Source organism: Alteromonas sp. 14N.309.X.WAT.G.H12 (assembly GCF_036697315.1).
Classification (GTDB): Bacteria; Pseudomonadota; Gammaproteobacteria; order Enterobacterales; family Alteromonadaceae; genus Alteromonas.
This window is the reverse complement of the sequence record NZ_JBAHZB010000237.1, coordinates 1-969: the sequence shown is the minus strand read 5'-3', so window position 1 is coordinate 969 and position 969 is coordinate 1. Positions and strand designations below refer to the sequence as shown.

The 969-nt window shown below is 47.0% G+C and carries 1 protein-coding gene; it reads right to left on the bottom strand.

The annotated features are described in order from the left end of the window. Positions 1–57: 57 nt before the first annotated feature. Positions 58–939 carry an NAD(P)-dependent oxidoreductase gene (locus V5298_RS20740; protein ID WP_332933301.1) on the bottom strand — a complete coding sequence of 294 codons (882 nt, stop codon included), beginning with the start codon at positions 937–939 and terminating at the stop codon, positions 58–60. Positions 940–969 lie beyond the last annotated feature (30 nt).

The following is a 969-nucleotide window of genomic DNA, read 5'->3' as shown; positions in this document are numbered from 1 at the left end:
CCATAAACCGCGCCTTTGCTCAAAAAGTTACGGAGAATGGGGAGCAACTTTAACACATTAGGATAAACGACTTAATAAACTGGACGTATCCCAACGTCCCCCGCCAGATTTTTGTACATCGGCGTAAAATTGATCTACCAACGCGGTGAGTGGCAGTGTAGAGCCATTTCTACGGGCTTCATCTAGCGCAATGGCGAGATCTTTTCGCATCCAATCAACCGCAAAACCAAATTCATATTCACCTTTCAACATGGTTAATGCTCGGTTTTCCATTTGCCAGGATTGTGCAGCACCTTTAGAAATAACTTCAATGACCGCATCACAATCCAAGCCCGCCTGTTGGCCGAAATGCAACGCTTCGGCTAAACCTTGAACAATCCCGGCTATACAGATTTGATTCATCATTTTTGCCAGCTGACCACTGCCTGTGGGCCCTAAACGTTGACTATGACGGGCATACACATCCATTACGGGCTTTATTCTGTTAAACACCTCATCTGTACCGCCAACCATGATAGTCAATTGACCATTCACGGCGCCAGCTTCACCACCAGAAACCGGCGCGTCAAGAAAACCGATGTTGCGCTGTTTTGCTTCACTACCAAGCTGTCTTGCTACCGTGGCCGAAGCCGTAGTGTGATCCACCAGTACCGCGTCGGCTTTCATATTATCTAACGCCTTGGTGGCCACCGCCAACACATCGTTATCATTTCCAACGCACATAAAAACCACGTCGGCATGACTAACCGCGGATTCAATCGTTGCCGCCTGCGCACCTTTGTAGGTATCCTGCCATCGCTGTGCTTTTTCTTGCGTGCGATTGTAAACGGTCACATTAAAACCGGCTTTTTGTAAATGACCTGCCATGGGAAACCCCATCACGCCTAATCCCAGAAAAGCTACATTGGTTGATTTCATCTTCTTCCTTTTAAGGTGCATTCTATACAGAAAATATCTGCTATCTTATCA

Excerpts from the sequence above, each read along its gene's own strand:
- V5298_RS20740 (WP_332933301.1), bottom strand. The coding sequence starts at position 939 with ATGCACCTTAAAAGGAAGAAGATGAAATCAACCAATGTAGCTTTTCTG.